The organism is Syntrophaceae bacterium (assembly GCA_013177795.1).
In the GTDB taxonomy this organism is placed as follows: domain Bacteria; phylum Desulfobacterota; class Syntrophia; order Syntrophales; family UBA2192; genus UBA2192.
Map to the genome: position 1 here is coordinate 579,865 of JABLXY010000003.1, position 16,211 is coordinate 596,075.

Annotated in this window: 14 protein-coding genes; all 14 read left to right on the forward strand. The window is 67.8% G+C overall.

Going from position 1 to position 16,211, the window contains the following annotated elements; genetic code table 11:
* Nucleotides 1-117 precede the first annotated feature (117 nt).
* The 14 genes from HPY67_12555 to HPY67_12620 all read left to right on the forward strand — a co-directional run bounded on the left by HPY67_12555 (nt 118) and on the right by HPY67_12620 (nt 16,210).
* Complete coding sequence (locus HPY67_12555; protein NPV05552.1) at nt 118-1,515, forward strand: hypothetical protein; 1,398 nt, start codon at nt 118-120, stop codon at nt 1,513-1,515.
* Between the two features lie 62 nt (nt 1,516-1,577).
* Nucleotides 1,578-3,131, forward strand: a complete 1,554-nt coding sequence (locus tag HPY67_12560) for a lipopolysaccharide biosynthesis protein (protein NPV05553.1) — start codon at nt 1,578-1,580, stop codon at nt 3,129-3,131.
* Between the two features lie 68 nt (nt 3,132-3,199).
* On the forward strand, nt 3,200-4,123 hold the full coding sequence (locus HPY67_12565; protein ID NPV05554.1) for a glycosyltransferase family 2 protein: 924 nt from the start codon (nt 3,200-3,202) through the stop codon (nt 4,121-4,123).
* A gap of 35 nt (nt 4,124-4,158) precedes the next feature.
* Nucleotides 4,159-5,196 (forward strand): glycosyltransferase, encoded by a 1,038-nt coding sequence (locus HPY67_12570; protein ID NPV05555.1) that lies wholly within the window; start codon nt 4,159-4,161, stop codon nt 5,194-5,196.
* Nucleotides 5,193-6,254: a hypothetical protein gene (locus HPY67_12575; protein NPV05556.1), complete on the forward strand. Its 1,062-nt coding sequence runs from the start codon at nt 5,193-5,195 to the stop codon at nt 6,252-6,254. The genes HPY67_12570 and HPY67_12575 overlap by 4 nt, the downstream gene beginning before the upstream one ends.
* Nucleotides 6,255-6,270: 16 nt before the next feature.
* Nucleotides 6,271-7,299, forward strand: coding sequence for a glycosyltransferase (locus HPY67_12580; GenBank protein NPV05557.1), 1,029 nt, complete (start codon nt 6,271-6,273; stop codon nt 7,297-7,299).
* The gene (locus HPY67_12585) at nt 7,283-8,428 is read left to right on the forward strand and encodes a glycosyltransferase (GenBank protein ID NPV05558.1); all 1,146 of its coding nucleotides are present in this window, start codon (nt 7,283-7,285) and stop codon (nt 8,426-8,428) included. The genes HPY67_12580 and HPY67_12585 overlap by 17 nt, the downstream gene beginning before the upstream one ends.
* Entirely contained in the window at nt 8,418-9,578 is a 1,161-nt protein-coding gene (locus HPY67_12590) for a glycosyltransferase family 4 protein (protein ID NPV05559.1), read from the forward strand. Before HPY67_12585 ends, HPY67_12590 begins: the two co-directional genes overlap by 11 nt.
* A complete protein-coding gene (locus tag HPY67_12595; GenBank protein ID NPV05560.1) occupies nt 9,575-10,429 on the forward strand; it encodes a macrocin O-methyltransferase in 855 nt (284 codons plus the stop codon). The genes HPY67_12590 and HPY67_12595 overlap by 4 nt, the downstream gene beginning before the upstream one ends.
* Nucleotides 10,426-12,135: a hypothetical protein gene (locus HPY67_12600; protein NPV05561.1), complete on the forward strand. Its 1,710-nt coding sequence runs from the start codon at nt 10,426-10,428 to the stop codon at nt 12,133-12,135. Before HPY67_12595 ends, HPY67_12600 begins: the two co-directional genes overlap by 4 nt.
* Before the next feature lie 57 nt (nt 12,136-12,192).
* The gene (locus HPY67_12605) at nt 12,193-13,311 is read left to right on the forward strand and encodes a glycosyltransferase family 9 protein (GenBank protein ID NPV05562.1); all 1,119 of its coding nucleotides are present in this window, start codon (nt 12,193-12,195) and stop codon (nt 13,309-13,311) included.
* 40 nt (nt 13,312-13,351) lie between these two features.
* Nucleotides 13,352-14,275 (forward strand): class I SAM-dependent methyltransferase, encoded by a 924-nt coding sequence (locus tag HPY67_12610; protein ID NPV05563.1) that lies wholly within the window; start codon nt 13,352-13,354, stop codon nt 14,273-14,275.
* A 106-nt stretch (nt 14,276-14,381) separates the two neighbouring features.
* Nucleotides 14,382-15,470 (forward strand): glycosyltransferase family 9 protein, encoded by a 1,089-nt coding sequence (locus HPY67_12615; GenBank protein NPV05564.1) that lies wholly within the window; start codon nt 14,382-14,384, stop codon nt 15,468-15,470.
* Nucleotides 15,467-16,210 carry a class I SAM-dependent methyltransferase gene (locus HPY67_12620; protein NPV05565.1) on the forward strand — a complete coding sequence of 248 codons (744 nt, stop codon included), beginning with the start codon at nt 15,467-15,469 and terminating at the stop codon, nt 16,208-16,210. The genes HPY67_12615 and HPY67_12620 overlap by 4 nt, the downstream gene beginning before the upstream one ends.
* The last annotated feature ends 1 nt before the right edge of the window (nt 16,211 follow it).

The window sequence follows — 16,211 nt, forward strand, 5'->3', positions numbered from 1 at the left end:
TCCGCACCATGGTTTGGTTCTTGCATTCCTTCGTTCGGACGGAGACCTGCGTCCGCCGCCCGCTTCACAGCGGCCGACGGGGGACGGCGGGGAAGTCGAACCGACGGTCGGACAAAGATGATCGGGATCCAGAACCTCGAGGGGAATACGCGGGCGGCGGTTTTCCTGCTGGCGGCCGTCGGCCTTGCCCTGTGCGGGGCCATGCTGGCCAACAAGCTGTCGCTGGGCATCGCCGTGGCCTCCGTTGTCGCCATCATCGTCTTCACCTTCAGCTTCGTCAGCACCGAGATCGCCCTCTACATGCTCATCTTCTCGATGCTCCTCGGGCCCCAGCTGACCGTCGGGGGGGGAGACGAGATTGCCGCGGCCCGCGGCCGAGGCGTCGCCCTCAGGGCCGACGACATCCTGATCGCCGTAATCGGGCTGAGCTGGTTCCTCCGGATGGCCGTCGACAAGGAACTGGGCCTTTTCCGCACAACGCCGCTCAACATTCCCATCGCCGTCTATTTCGTCATCTGCATCGTGGCCACGGTGCACGGCTATTACCTGATGCGCCGCCTGAACCCCGTCGTGGGGTTCTTCTTCATCCTGAAGTACTTCGAGTACTTTTTGATCTATTTCATGGCCGTCAACCACCTGCGGGAGAAGGATCAGATCCGCCGGTTCCTGGTCGCGATGCTCGTGGTCTGCTTCTGCGTCTGCGTCTACGCCATCTCCCAGATCCCCTACGTGGAGCGCGTCTCCGCACCCTTCGAGGGTGAGGAGGGCGAGCCCAACACGCTCGGGGGCTACCTCGTGCTCATGCTCTGCCTGGTCGTCAGCCTCCTCGCGACACCGAAGTCGATCGGGAAAAAGCCCTTGCTGATCGTGCTGCTCGGCCTGATGCTCGTTGCGCTGGCGGCGACCCTCTCGCGCGGCTCCTGGGTCGCGCTGCCCCCGGCGATCCTGACGCTCATCGCGCTGAGCCGCAACCGTCTTCTCATCGTGATTCCCCTGGCCATCCTCTTGGCCGCGTCGCCCTTCATTCTCCCCAAGAGCGTCACCGACCGGGTCAACTACACCTTCAACCAGCCCGACAACGACGAGCAGCTCAAGATCGGGGCCATCAAGGTCGACTCGTCCACATCGGCCCGCCTGATCTCCTGGAAGGTGATTCTCATGGAGGACTTCGTTCATCACCCCCTGATCGGCTGGGGCGTGACGGGCCACTCCTTCGTCGACGCCCAGATCCCGAGAATCCTCATCGAGACGGGCCTGCTGGGCCTCACGGCCTTCCTCGTCCTCATCGCGCTTCTCTTCAGGCACGGCATGCGGGCGCTCCGCGCAAGCCGGGATCCCCTCTTCGAGGCGATTGCCGTCGGCTACATCGCCGGTCTCGTGGGGCTTCTCGTCCACAGCATCGGCGCCAACACCTTCATCATCGTGCGGATCATGGAGCCGTTCTGGTTCCTGACGGCCCTGATCGTCATGATCCCGCGGTTCGAAAACGCGGAGGGGCACAGGAGCGGCCGCTGATCGCGATGCGGAAAGCCCTCCGCGATCAACCGTTGCACCGGACGTCCCGGTTCGGAATCGTCATGGCATCGAAACCGACGGCATCGATTTTCAGGCAGGTTCTCGTCAGCGGTCTCTGGACGCTGGGGCTGCGCCTCTTCAACCGGGCGCTCGGGTTCGCGAGGACGATCGTGCTCGCCCGGCTTCTGTTCCCGGCCGATTTCGGGCTCATCGCCATGGCGATGCTGTTCGTGACGGGCCTGGACAGCATCACCCAGACGGGCATGCAGCAGGCGCTCATCCGAAAGAGGACCGGTGCCCGGGAATGCCTGGACACGGCCTGGGCCGTGACGCTCGGGCGGAGCCTTGTCCTGTGTCTCATCCTGGTTCTGGCCGCGCCCGTTGTGGCCGCCTTCTTCACGGAACCCAGGCTCACCGATATCCTCCGGGTCGTATCCCTCTCCGTTCTGCTCGGGGGTTTAGCGAATATCGGCATCGTCTTCTTCCAGAAGGACCTGGCATTCGACAGGCAGTTCCGATTCGAGGGATGGGCGTCGGCACTGGAATTCGCGCTGACGGTGCTCCTCGCCGCCGTGCTTCGGGACGTCTGGGCGCTCGTGTGGGGGGGGCTGGCCGGCAACGTCCTCCGGGTCTTCCTCTCCTACGCGCTGCACCCCTACCGCCCGTCGTTCCGCTTCGATCCGGCCGCCTTCCGGGAACTGCTGGATTTCGGCAAGTGGGTGTCCGGCTTCGCCGTGGCGGGCTTCGCCGTATCGCAGCTCGACAGCATCCTGATCGGGCGGATGCTGGGGGCCGAGCCCCTGGGACACTACCAGATGGCCTTTCTGACCGCGGTGATCCCCTCATCAGAGGTGGCCATCGCCTTTTCCATGGTTGTCTTCCCTTCCTTCTCAATGCTGCAGGACCAGCCGGGCCGCCTGCGGGAGTCTTTCGAGAGGGTCCTCCAGACAACAGCCATGGTCTGCGCGCCCATCGGGCTCGGCATTCTCGCCGTCGCCCCGGAGTTCGTCCGCGTGGTCCTGGGCGAGCGCTGGCAGGGGATCGCCCCGGCCATGCAGATCCTGAGCGTCATGGGGATCGCGAAAGCCCTGGAAGGCACGACGGGTTCGCTGCTGATGGCCGTCGGCCGCCCGGGACTGCTCACGGGATCCTCGCTGCTGCAGCTCGGCATCCTGGCCGCGGGCCTCTACCCGCTCACCCTGCTGTGGGGCATCGCGGGCGCTGCGCTTGCCGTCGCGCTGACGGCGATCGCGGCGGCCGCCGTGGCGCTCACCGCTGCCGTCAGGATCGCGGGATCGCCGGTTTCCCGGATTCTCGCCCTGCTGGCCGTCCCGCTGGGGGCCTCGACGGTCATGGCCGTCGGGGTCATTCTGTTGAAGCGGCTGACAGGGACCGTGGCCCTGCCGGGGCTCATGTTCCTCGCGGCCGCGGGGCTCGGCCTCTACGCGGCCTGCCTCATCGCCGCCGATGCCGCACTCAGCGCGGGACGCTACAGGGGGCTCGTCGTTGAGGTGCTCAACGGCCTGTGCGCAGCCGGGGAAACACGCGGGCCCTCAGCCGGCGAAGCCCCTGACGGCCGGAAGGCCGCGCTCCGGGCGGAGAACCCCGTGCGGTAGATGACGAGGCGGAATCCGTCGGATCTGGAGAGGTTCTTGCATTTCCTGTCCCCGACGGGGGATCGGACATGACGTCGGCGTTACAGGTTTCGGTGATCCTCCCCTACTACGAGGGGGAGCGCTGGATCGAACGCTCAGCGGCCAGCGTGCTGAGCCAGGCAGGGGTGCCTTTCGAGCTGATCGTTGTGGAAGACGGTTCCGCCGTTCCCGACGGAGCGGCCGGCAGCCTGTTGTCCGATGCGCGGGTGCGGCGCTTCCGGATCCCCCATGCGGGAAAGGGCGCCGCCCTCAATTTCGGTGCCGGGCAGGCGAGGGCCGGCCTGCTGTGCTTCATCGACCAGGACGACATCATGATGCCGGGCCGGCTGGAGCGGCAGGTCCGGGCCATGTTGACTGACGGCACGGCCGATGCCGTCTATTCCGACTACGAGCGCGTCTTCGACGACGGGCGCCTCATCGACCGGTTCGTGAGCCGTCAGGCCTCCGGTGAAGAGTGCCTCCGGGCCATGGCCACGGACCTGGCGCTGGTGACCATGCAGACGATCATGATCCGCGCGGACACCTTCCGCCGGATCGGCGGCTTCTCGGAGGACCCTGCGCTGACGGGGCTCGACGACGCGGAGTTCTTCGCGCGGCTCTTCGTCTCCGGTGCGCGGCTCCGCTACGAGCCCGGTGTCGTGCAGCAGTGGGTCCGGCACGACCGCAACTACTCGCAGAGCGAGCCCTTTCAGGACGCCCGGCTGGCGCTGATCGGCCACCTGAGGGACCTCGCGGGGCGGCACCCGCAGATCGCCAGCGTCCTGGGGCGCTTCACCCACGACGTGCACTACATGCGGGGGCTCTACTTTCTGGAAAACGGCAGGCGGCGGGAGGCGCTGCCCGAGTTCCTCCGGGCCGTCCGGAGCTATCCCCTCTTTCCCAACACGTACTATCTGCTCCTGAAGTCCTTGCTGCTGAGCGCTGCATCCCTCTCTGCAGGCCGGGCCGGGTGACAGGGAGCCGTGGTGAGCCCCCGCGGACGGTGATGATGAGAATCCTCTTGAGCGGATACCACAACCCCCGCTACTGGACGGTGACGGAGTACATCGAGCGGGCGGTCCGCGCCCTCGGGCACGAGCTGCACGTCTTCGACGACGGTGCGCGGTGCATCCCGGGCCGCCTCCGCGACCGCAGCCGGTGGATGGAGCGTGCGGACCGCGCGTGGCTCAACCGTCGCCTCCGCGCCCGCGCCGGGAGGCTCCGGCCGGATGTGCTGATCGTGCTGGGCGGCGAGCTTGTCGATCCCGACACGGTGCATCGGGCAAGAGCCGAGGGGTCTGCCGCCGTTCTGTGGACCATCGACGCGCCGTGGAATTTTTCCCCCGTCCTCCGGGCTGCCCCGGCGTACAACCGCATCTTCTGCCAGGGCACGGAGGCACTGGAGATTCTGCGCGCAAACGGCATCGAGGGGGCCCGGTGGCTTCCCATGGGCTGCGACCCCGAGAGCCATTGCCGCATCTCCGACGGTGCAAAGGGGGGGCTCGGGCACGACGTCGTGTTCGTGGGGTCGCACTACCCGGTGAGGGAGCAGCTCTTCGCGGGCCTTGCCGGCACCGATTTCGCCATCTGGGGTCCGGGCTGGGAGCGGCTCCCGCCGGCCTCCCCGCTGCGTAAGCACGTCAAAGGCGCCCACACGGCGCCCGCGGTGTGGACCGGGATCTACCGCTCCGCGAAGATCGTCCTGGCCCCGCACTGGCGCGATCCCCGGGGCCGGGTCCCTTGCCACCAGGCAAGCCCCCGGGTGTTCGAGGCCATGGCCTGCGGGGCGTTCGTCCTGTCCGACCGCCAGCGCGACGTGCTTGCCCTGTTCCGCGAGGGGGAGCACCTGGCCTGTTTCGGGGATGCCGCGGAGCTGGCGGCGAAGGTCCGCTGTTACCTGGAAAACCCTGGCGAGCGGCAGCGCATCGCCCGGCAGGGCGCGGAGGAGGCCCTGCGGAGCCACACGTATACATGCCGGCTTCGGGACCTCCTCGAGGACGTCGGGCGCTGCGTCCCGGGCCGGGTTGCGGCGGGTGCGGCATCATGAGACTGATCGTCACCGTGGACACCGAGGCGGACAACCAGTGGGCCTTCGACGGCAGGGTCACGCTGGACAATCTCCGGTGCCTCCCCCGTTTTCAGGCTCTCTGCGAGCGTTTCGGGTTCGTTGCGACATACCTCGTGGCCCAGGAGGTCATGCAGGACCGCGAAACGGTGAAGCGGCTGCGGGGCTGGCAGGATGAGGGACGGGCGGAGGTGGGCGCGCACCTCGAGCCCTGGACAACGCCGCCCCTGATGGCGCTCGAAAAGGAAAACCCGACGCTGCAGATGTACCCCTCCCAGCTTCCCGCGACCTGGTTCGAGCGGAAGCTGCAGACGCTGACGGAGGGCATCGGAGAGCGGTTCGGCCGCCCGCCGAGGAGCTTCAGGGCCGCCCGCTGGGGGCTGGGCGCCTCCATGGTCGGCGCCCTTGTCAGGCAGGGATACCGGGTCGACTGCTCGGTCACGCCGAAAACCTCCTGGGCGGATACGGGAAACGGGGCCCTCGCGGGGGGGCCTGACTACCGTCACGCACCGGCGACGCCGTACCGGCTCTCCGGGGAGAATGTCTGCCGGCCCGGTGAATCGGGGCTCCTGGAGGCCCCCATGACGGTTCTCTACACGGGCCGGCTGGTCCGCGAGGGATCGACGGCGGCCCGGCGCTTCTCCGCACTGCCGGAGTCGCCGGCAAAGCGCCTCCTCGACCGGACCGTGTTCCGGAAGAGGTGGCTCCGCATATCGCCGGCGAGCCGCCGCGGGGACTGGAGGGCCATCCACCGTGCGGCCGCGCGGGGCGGCATCGACGTGCTGGTGTTCATGATCCACTCCTCGGAGCTTGCGCCGGGCACGAGCCCGCTCACGCAGACGGAAGGTGACGCGGATGGCGTGTTTCGCCGCCTGGAAGAGATGTTCGGCGATTACCGGGCCCTCGGGGTGAAGGGCTGCACCCTGGGGAGTCTTGCTGAACCGTATTGGGGCCGGGGTACGGGGTTCAGGGGGAAGAGGGACCTGGGATCGCGCGCGGCCTGCCGGACGAGAAAGGCCGGATGCGAGCCGGTTCGATGATGAAGAGCGCAAGCGCATGAAGATCCTGTTTTCGGGGTACCACAACCCGCACTACGAGACGGTCACGGAGTACATGGAACGGGCGCTGCGGGCGCTCGGCCACGATGTGGTCGTCTACGACGACCGCCGGCACGTCATTCCCGGCCGCATCCGCAGCCGTATCGGCTGGCTTCACAGGCTGGACCTTGCCTGCATCAACCGAAGACTGGTCGACGCGGCCCGGCGCGGGGCCGTGGACGCCGTCGTGGTGACGGGGGGCGACCGCATCCTGCCGGAAACGGTCGACCGGATCCGCGCCATGGGGATCGTGACCGCGCTCTGGACCACGGACCCGCCGAGGGGGCGTATGCCCCACCTCGAGGCCGCCCCGCACTACGACCACATCTTCTGCCAGGGATCGGAGTTCGTCGATCTGCTTCGCGAAGCCGGCATTGACAGGGCGCACTGGCTCCCCGTGGGCTGCGAGCCCGCGAGCCACCGCCCCGTCGTCCTCACGGAGGAGGAGAGGCGGCTCTGGGGCAGCGATGTCGTCTTCGTCGGCTCGCACTACCCCGAGCGGGAGGCCCTGTTCGAGTCGCTGGCGGACTTCGATTTTGCCCTCTGGGGCCCGGGCTGGCAGAATCTGCGTGCCGGCTCCCCGCTCAGGGGACGGGTCCGCAAGGCCCACACGGTCCCCTCGGAGTGGCTGCGGATCTACAGCGCCAGCCGAATCGTCCTGGCCACGCATTACCACGACCCGGACGGACGATTTGCCGTCCATCAGGCCAGCCCCCGGGTGTTCGAGGTTCTGGCCTGCGGGGCCTTCCTGATCACGGACCGGCAGCGCGACACCTTTGCGCTGTTCCGCGACGGTGTGCACCTCGTGGGGTTCGACGATGCGGATGACCTCCGGCGAAAGGTCCGTCATTACCTCGACCGGCCGGCAGAGAGGCGGGCCATCGCACAAAAGGGCCGTAAGGAGGCGCTTTCCCGCCACACGTACGTGCACCGGCTCGAGGAACTGATCGGGGTCCTCAATGGGAACCATCATGGCAGCATGCGATAAGCGCAAAAGAGTCCTGCACATCGTCGAGGACCTCGGCATGGGGGGCCTTGAGCGGGTCATCCAAACGATTGCGCTGGGCCTCGATCCGGCGAAGTACGATCTGCACGTCTGGTGCCTCGCCCGGGGCGGGGTCATCGCGGAGGACCTGATGCGACGGGGCGTGCCGGTGCGAATCCTCGGCCTGGCGTCCTATTACAACCCGTTGCGGCTCGGCGACCTGGCCCGGATGATCGACCAGGAGAGGTTCGACATCGTGCACACGCACGGCTATTTCGCAGGCACCTTCGCGCGGCTGGCGCTCCTGCTGCGGCGGGGCCCCGCCGTCATCCATCACATCCACACGACCGATCAGCGCTTCAAGGCCCGGAACCGGAGAATGGAAGCCTTCCTGTCCCGCCGCTCCGACCGGGTTGTCTGCGTCTCGCGGGCCGTGGGCCGATTCGCCGCCGAGAACCTCGGCGTCGCCCCGCAAAAGATCCGGGTCGTCCACAACACGGCCTTCGCCGAGCCGGACCATTCCGCAGCGCGGGCCGGGACGGCGCACGACATTCTTTCTCGGCTGTCGCCGGGGGACTTCATGGTCCTGTCGATCGCCTCCCTGACCCCGAACAAGGGGCATGAGGTCCTGCTGTCCGCCTTGGCGGAGCTGGCCCCGCGTCACGAACAAATCAAAAGCGTCATTGTGGGCGAAGGGGCGGGCAGGCAGGCCCTCGAAACGCGCATCGGCGAGATGGGCCTGGGCAGTCGCGTCATGCTGGCGGGCGTGCGGCAGGATGTCCTGCCCTTTCTCCAGCGTGCAGATGTCGTTGTCCTCTGCACGGTCGGCCGCGAAGGCCTGAGCGTCGCCCTCATCGAGGGAGCGGCGGCGGGACGGCCCCTGGTCGGTTCCGACATCGGCGGCATCCCCGAGGTGATCGAGCACGGGGAGAACGGCTACCTGTTCCGGCCGGGGGACTCCCGGGAACTCGCCCGGTCGCTGGAGCGGCTCGTCAACGATCCGGACCTGCGCCTTCGCATGGGGCAAAGAAGCCGTTCCCTCTACCAGGAACGCTTCTCCCGCGAAACCATGATCGGGCAGATCGAACAGATATACGACGAGGTCCTGCAGGGGAGGGCCCATGCGGTCTGAACCGGTCCCGGTGCTGTACTTTTCGAGCTTCGGCCACCTCCGGTACGGGGGGCAGCGGAGCCTCTACCACCTGGTCTGCAATCTCGACCGCCGGGCCTTTCGGCCCCACGTCGCCGTGCCGGCCGAGGGGGAGCTGGCCGAACGGCTCCGCGCCCGCGGAATTGCGGTCAGCCCCATCGACCTGCCCCGGGTCGCCCCCGGAAACTCCGCCGCGTGCTGGCGCGCACTGCGGCGAATCCGCGCGCTCATCCGCGAGGGCGGGTTCCGGATCGTCCACACCGACGGACCCCGGAACACCCTCTATGGCGGTTTGGCATCGGCGCTCGCCGGGATCCCCCTGGTCTGGCACATCCGCTCGTCGGACCGGGACCCTTACGACCGGCTGCTCTGCGCGCTCTCCGCGAAGCTCGTCCTCGTGGCCGATGCCCTGCGGGGGCGTTTCGACTTTGCGTCGGGCGGGAAGTTCGTCACGATCCACAACGGGGTCGATCTCGGCGAGTTCCGGGCCGGCGGTGAAGCGGTATTCCGCGGACATCTCGGCGTCCGCGAAGGGGAGCGGGTCGTGGCATGCGCCGGACGCGTGGAGCCGATGAAGGGCCAGGCGCGCCTCGTGGAGGCCCTGGGACTGATCGGGAATCGCAAGTGCAATCCATGGGTTCTTTTTTGCGGGGAGATCACCGACGAAGCATACCGGGAGCACTGCGAGGAGATCGGCCGCCGCTTCGGCATCGCCGACCGGGTGCGGTTCCTCGGCCACTGTCCGGATATCGCCGGGGTCCTGTCGGCGGCCGACCTGGCTGTGCTGCCGTCCCTCGGCAGCGAGGCATTTCCGAGGGCCGTCATCGAGGCCATGGCCTTGGGCAAGCCCGTCGTCGCCACCGATGTGGGCGGCACCCGGGAAGCCGTCGTGGAGGGTGTGACGGGGCATGTCGTCCCGCCCGATGATGCCGAAGCCCTTGCGGATCGCATCGGCCGCCTTCTGGCCGACGACGCCGTGCGGGCGGCCATGGGGGAGGCGGCCAGGCGCCGCGCGGAGGAACATTTCAGTATTGAGCAGAATGTGAAGGCCACCGAAAGGCTCTACAGGAGCCTGTTGAACGGCGCTGTTGCAGCGTGTGGCGGCACGGTGCGGGGAGGCAATGCAAGATGAAGCGGGAACCGGAAAAACGTTACCTCGATCTTTTGAAGAAGACGCTCTCCTTCAGCCTTTGGCCGGAGCCGCCGATCCCCCTCACCCTGTTCAACGAGACGCGCAGCCCGCTCAAGCGGGCCGCGGTGTCGTGGGTGTCCCGGGCACTGGCGGCGCGGAATCTCGAGATCGTAAAGCGGAGGAATGTGACCGATCACCAGAGGTCGAACGGGCAGTTCTGGCCGCTTTACGCGGACACCATGATCGGGATGAAGCGCCTCGATCAGCTGCAGTCGGCCATCGAGACAATCCTGGCCGAGGGGGTGGAGGGGGACTTCATCGAGACGGGCGTCTGGAGGGGTGGGGCCTGCATTTTCATGCGGGGCGTCCTGGCCGCGTACGGCGTTTCGGACCGCCGCGTCTTCGTGGCCGATTCCTTCGCGGGGCTGCCCGAACCCGACCCGCAGGCCTTTCCCGCCGACCGGGAGTCCCAGTTTCACCGGATCCCGTTCCTTGCCGTGTCCCGGGAGGAGGTGGAGAGGAATTTCGCGAAGTACGGGCTTCTCGACGACCGGGTCGTGTTCCTCCAGGGATGGTTCAAGGACACGCTGCCCGCGGCTCCCATCGAAAAGCTCGCCCTGCTTCGGCTCGACGGCGACATGTACGGGTCGACGATGGATGCCCTGACGAACCTGTACCCGAAGCTCTCGCCGGGCGGGTTCTGCATCATCGACGACTTTTTCCTGGGTCCCTGCCGCCTCGCCGTCGAGGAATACCGCGCTGCCCACGGCATCGACGCGGAAATCCGGCTGATCGACACCTGCAGCGCCTACTGGCGGAAAGGCGGGCCGGCAGAGAGGGGAAGCCGATGAAGGGCATGGGGCCGCAGCCGTCGCCGATCCGCTGCGCCGAGGGCCCCCGGGCCGTTCCGGGGGAAGCGGCCGGTGAGGGATCCGCCGCGGCGGAAACGCGGATTCGCGGGATCCCGCTAGCCCGGTGGATCCGGCTGCCGGCAACGTCCGCCTTCATGGGGGTGTACCTCGCCGTCGGTGCGATCCTGATGCAGGCATACCCGTGCTCGATCACGACGGACACCCCTTCGTACGTCTCCATCGCGGCCAAGTACAGCGAAGGGCGCATCCAAGAGGCCGTCAACTGGATGTGGTCCCCCCTGATCTCCTGGCTGCTCGTGCCCTTTCTCCGCCTCGGGATCGAACCCCTCGACGCCATCAAGGTTCTCGGCCTGGCGGCCGGTGCGGTCGGTTTCCTTGCCCTTCGCCGGATCTTCCGGGATCTCGGCTTTCCCGATACGGTTCAGGGCCTGCTTGCCCTGGCGATGGCCCCGATGTTCTATGCCTTCGGCCTGACGAATCCAAACCCCGATCTGCTCGTGGCCGTCATCCTGATCGTCTACATGCAGCGCGTGCTCGCGCCGGATTTTGGGGCGCGTCGATGGGATGGTCCCGCCTGCGGGCTGCTGGGGGCTTTGGCCTATTTTGCAAAGGCGTACGCCTTCCCGTTCTTCGCCGTCCATTTCCCGCTCGTGAGCCTCTGGCGGCACGCGGGCGAGACGGATCCCCGCCGGCGGAGAGACATCCGGCTCTGTCTGCTTCTGGGCGTGCTCACGTTCCTGTCGGTCTGCTCCCCGTGGATCGCAGCCCTGAGCGTGAAGTACGATCGGCTGACGATCAGCGCGGCCGGCACGTACAATTTCCGCCTCGTGCACCAGAGCCCCACGGCCAACTTTCTGGAGGAGGGGTTCGCCCTGCCGCCCGATGACCGCGCGCTCAGTGCCTGGGAGGACCCTCCCGGGCTGGCCGCGTCCCGGTGGGAACCGATCGATCCGGCGCGGAGCGGGCGGGACACGGTGATTCGAACCGTTGCGAACGTCCTCGCCACCGTGGATGCCCTTCAGGCAGGCTCCGTTTTTTCCGCTGCGATCCTCGCGTTCGCCCTCTTCCGCCTGTTGGGCCTCCCGCGGCGGGAACTTCTTCAGGACCCGGCCTCCCTTCTGCTGCTCTCCCTGGCCGTGCACCCGCTCGGCTATCTTCCCCTGCTCGTGGACAGGCGGTACCTGTATCTCGACATCTTTCTCCTGCTGATTCTCGGGGCATGTCTCTTGCACCGGCTGCTCCCGGAGACCCCCCCGAGACGCCTGGCGGCGATCGCGCTGCTTTGCCTGTCCTTCGCGCTGACGCCCGTTCGGGACCTTCGTGCCAACCTGTTCATCAACGAGGGGCTTCGGGAGCACGCCGAGACCTTGAGGGCGGGGGGCGTTGCCGGCAACATCGGGTCCAACGGCAACTATGACGCCTCCCTCTACATCGCCTACTTCCTCTCGAGGACCGGGGAGGTGCGGTATTTGGGGGTATCGAGACCCCCGGCGGCCGTGGAATTCGCCCGGGCGCTCCGGGAGTATCGGATCGACTACTACCTGTGCTGGCCCGATCGGCCCTGTCCGATGGATGCCGACATCCCGGCGACCAAAGCCGTCGAACTGCCGGGGCTGCGTGTCTTTCGCACGGGGTGGGGAACCGGCAGGAACGCCGAGGCGGCCCCGCACAACCCGCGGACATGAACGACGTGCGGAGACCGGCGTGTCCCTGCGCCGCCGGCGTCCCGACACCTGTTGGCCATGAGGAATTCGCTCAAAGAGATGGGCCTCGCCGTGCGCGGGGCGGTCCTCCGGGCGTTGCGGCCGAAGCGGCCCGCGGGGGGGGCCGCGCCCGCAAGAAGGGATGAAGTCACTTCCATCCTGTTTGTCCGGATCGACGGCATCGGCGATCTCGTCCTTTCCACGCCGGCGATGGATGCCCTGAAAACCGTCTATCCCGGGGCGGAGATCACGGTCCTCGTGAGCCCTGCGGCGCGGGACCTGCTTCTGCACCACCCGAGCGTGAGCCGGATCGTCGTCTACGACAGGAACGCGCCGATCCGGAAGAAGCTCGACGTGATCCGCACCCTGCGGAGGTTCCGGTTCGACGTGGCCGTGGATCCCTTCGATTCCTGGGATCTGGAGCCGGCCCTGCTCGCAGGGCTCTCGGCAGCGCCGGTGCGGGTCGGGTATGCAAGCGGTGGGGGGCGGGACGTGTTCTTCACGGCACACCTGCCCGCGCCGGCACGGGATCGCCACATCACCGAGGTCGTCGCCGGCCTCCTGGCCGCCCTCGGGGCACATCCCGTCCGCGGCGAGCCCCGGCTCCACGTCTCGCAGCAGGAATGCGGGGAGGCGGCACGCTTCATCGAGTCGGAGAATCTCGGCGGGCGGGCGCTCATCGGGGTCCACCCCGGCGCGAGCAGCGAATCCCAGCACTGGCCTGAGGAGTACTATGCCGAGCTGATCGACGCCGTCACCGCGGACGGTGGCCGGGCCGCAATCGTCTTCGGCGGCCCCGGCGACGGGGAGCGCCTGAAGCGGATCGGCGCGGCGATCCGCGGCCGCCGGCCGGTTTTTGTCCAGGGCGATCTGCGGCGGTTCTGCGCCCTGGTCCGTCGCTGCCGCGTGCTGGTCTGCAACAACTCGGGCCCGCTCCACGTGGCCGCGGCGCTGGGGGTTGCGACGGTGTCCTTCATGGGCCCCACGGTGCAGCAACGGTGGCACCCGCTGGGCAGCGGACACGTGGTTCTCAGGCTGGACGACCTGCCCTGCATCGGCTGCAACGCGGGGGTCTGCAAGACGGGGACGCTGGATTGCATGCGCCGGATCACGCCCGGCATGGCCGTCCGGGCCGTTTTCGCCGCGGCGGGTTTCTGACGGAAAGACAGGCTCGGAACAAACGAGGGGAGGGCACATCATGGAATCCGTGTACTGGAGCGATGGGCAAAGCCGTGTGCAGCGCCCCATCCCGCCGAATGAGGAAATCGCCGCTGAGGGCGGCTGCAGGCTGTGCGGCGGGCATCGAACCCGCACCGTCCTTTCGCACGGCCCTTATGCCTATGTCCGCTGCAGCGGGTGCGGATTGGTCTTCCTGCATCCGTTCCCCGAGCCCGCCGATCTGCTTGCCTGCTATGACGATCGGGATCACGCCCCCGTGCCCCCGTCCGACGATCCCAGCGGCGAGGAGGCCGTGCACCGGGTGCGCTTCACGGAGGAGCTCGACCGGATCGAAGCGCTCGCCTGCAGGGGGAGGATTCTCGACATCGGCTGCGCCTGGGGGTTTTTCCTCGACCGGTGCAGGCAGAGGGGGTGGGAGGTTCATGGCGTGGAGCTGTCGCGCGTCGAGGCGGATTACGCCCGGCGGCGCTTCGGGATCGAGGTTTTCAACGGGTTGCTCGGGGACGCGCGGTTTCCCGACCGGCATTTCGATGTGGTCACGCTCTGGCACGTATTCGAGCACATGCACGACCCCCTCGCGACACTGGTCGAGGTCCGGAGGATCCTCAAGCCGGGCGGAACCGCCGTCATCGCCGTTCCGACGCCGATCAGCGCCCCGGATTACGTATTCGACGCCGTCCCGCTCCATCTTTTCTATTTCGACGAACACACGCTCCGCCGGGCCTTGGGCCGTACGGGATTCCGGGTCTGCGGGATCCGAAAAGGCGGCGGAACCGGGGGGGCGGCCCTGATGCGAAAGGCGGGCGTCCGCGACCCCCACGGCATGATTGCCCGCCACGTGGCCCTGCTGTGGCCGCTGAAAAAAGTTCTCCAGCACGTGCGTTCCGCTGCGGACCTCCACAAGGAAATCACGGTGTACGCGGTCCCCGAAAGCGGATCCTGAGCCTGATCCCTCGCCGCGATCCGGATCGCCCGTGGTATGCTTCTTGCTCTGAAATGGCGGGATTCACGGAATTTTTCGCACGAAGGGCAGGGAAGATCTGCGGCTCATGGCAGCGCATCGGGATTGCATTCTCATCGTGCTCGTCGCCGGGATCGGCGACCTGATTCTCGCCTCGAAGGGCATCCGCGCCATCCGCAACGGGTACCCGGGGGCGGCAATCCACCTGCTCACGAGCACCGACGCGGCCCCGCTCGCCCGGCATTACCCCTACATCGACCGGGTGTGGCCTTTCCCGATACGGGAACTCCGGGGGGACAAGGCGCATGCGCTCGCCATGCTGGGACTCGTCCGCCGGCTTCGGCGGTTCCGGTACCGGATGGCGGTGAATCTCTACAGCGTCGAGTCCGTCTCCGGGGCCCTCAAGATGGGGCTGCTGTTCCGGGCGATTCGTGCCTGCCAGCGTGCCGGCCACGACCGGCACGGCTTCGGCCTCTTTCTCACGAAGCGGATCGCGGAGGGGACCTTCGCCGACCGTCATTTCGCGGAGGCCATCCTCGAGGCGGCCGTGGCGGCCGGAGGGGTTGCCGACGGCGCTGGGGTCGACGTCTTCTGGGATCGCGCCGTCGAGGCCCGCTGGAGCGGCCTCTTCCCGGAGCGCCGCGCAGAGCCCGTCGTCGGCCTCAACCCCGGCAGCGACCGCTCGCTCAAGCGGTGGGACCCCGCCCGCTACAGCCGTGTGGCGGACCGTCTCGTCGAAAGCGAGGGGGCACGGATCGTTCTGCTCGGCGGACCGGCGGAGACGCGGATCGCCGAGGCCGTCGAACAGGGGATGCGGCACCCGGCCGTCAATCTTTCGGGGAAACTGCGCCTCGACGACCTGGCCTGTGTCATCAGCGGCCTCGACCTGCTGGTGACCAACGACAGCGGTCCCATGCACATCGCCGCCGCGGCGGGCACGCCTCTCGTGGCCCTGTTCGGGCCGTCCCTGCCAGGACAATTCGGTCCCTGCGCGCCGCCAGAGCGCTGTCGGCTCATCTGGCACGCGATCGATTGCCGCCCCTGCCCGCAGGACCGCTGCCCGCAGCCCCGCTGCATGGACATGATTACAGCCGATGAGGTCTTCGACGGCTGCCGCGGCCAGCTCCGGATGCGGCCGCAGGCGAGGCAGCCCATCACCATGGGAGGGGTTTCATGAGCGCAAGCAGCCAGGCCGTCCGTGCCGGCTTCGAAAGGGTCTTTGTCGAGCTGCCGATGAAAACGGTTTCCTACCTGGAGTGCCGAAAGGCGCTCCGGCGGCTCCAGGACATCCCCGGCTTCGAAGCCGCCCTGTCGGGAGTCTTCTCCCCGGCCATGCGCTTCATCCGGCCCCTGCAGAGCCGGGTGGAGCTCGAGGCGCTGCTCGGGGAAGTCAGGCGGCTCGGGCCGTCCGCCGTGGTGGAGATCGGCACGGCCTCCGGGGGGACCCTCTTCATGCTGACCCGGGCCGCCTCGGCCGATGCGACACTTGTCAGCATCGATCTCCCCGGCGGGGCCTTCGGGGGAGGCTACCCGGTGTGGCGGGCCCCGCTGTACCGATCCTTCGCGAGGCCCGGCCAGCGGGTCCATCTGCTGCGCAGGGACTCGCACGACCCGTCCACCCTGGAGACGCTGCGGGGCATCCTCGGGGGCAGGAAGGTGGATTTTTTGTTCATCGACGGGGACCACACCTACGAGGGGGTCAAAAAGGATTTCGAGATGTACCGCACGCTCGTCCGCCCCGGCGGCATGGTCGGTTTCCACGACATCGTCCCCCACTCCGCCGCCAGCGGCTGCGAGGTGGACCGGTTCTGGAACGAGATCCGCGGTGCCTTCGATTCCGTGGAGTTCGTCGAGAACCGGCGGGCGCAGTTCGGCGGCATCGGCCTGATCCGTTCGTATCGACCCGAAACACAGTGAC